The following is a 663-nucleotide window of genomic DNA, read 5'->3' on the forward strand; positions in this document are numbered from 1 at the left end:
ATGGAGCCGTTTACTGCTAATTTATGAGTGCCAGCATTTTCTGTTCCGATTCCAATTCTTCCATTAAAAAATAGATTTCCATTTATATCCTTAAATTGAGGTTCTTGCCATGTAGCATCGCCATCAGCATCTGCTGTTAGAACATAGCCTGAAACATCAGTAGCAGATGTTACTTTTAATCTTTCAGTAATAATAGTACCATCATGTAGGATTAACCTAGTCGCACTTGGATCTCCATAATAAACCATCTCTAAAGTCATCTTGTCCACCCCTTGGCATGCCCAGTTATATCGAGCGCTACCATTTGCAGTTTTAAACGTTAATTCGGGTTTACCAGATTCGTAACTGGTCTCCATCTTAAAATCAGAATAAGTATTACTACTTGAGTATGTATTGCCTACAAAACCTAAACCAATAGTCTGAGAACCAAAATCAATATCCAAAGGAGATTGAGGATTATTGGTACCAATTCCAACATGCCCATCTTCAAAATATACATTACCACTGCTATTTTCACTCCAAATGCTTTCTCCCATAAAATCGTTTATGTCTTTCCAAATGGCATTTCCATTGGCATCGCTAGCCGTTAAAATATAATTGGTATTACAAACACCGTTTGTAATTTGTAAGCTTTCGGTTTTGGTTTTTCCTGCTACTTCCAAT

At 36.7% G+C, this 663-nt stretch carries 1 protein-coding gene; it reads right to left on the reverse strand.

Features of this window, described 5'->3' with window-relative positions; all coding sequences use genetic code 11:
• The coding region (locus tag HNS38_RS20140; protein WP_172284969.1) for a hypothetical protein at positions 1-663 on the reverse strand (663 nt) is incomplete at both ends.

Origin of the sequence: Lentimicrobium sp. L6 (assembly GCF_013166655.1) — a bacterium.
Lineage (GTDB): Bacteria > Bacteroidota > Bacteroidia > Bacteroidales > UBA12170 > UBA12170.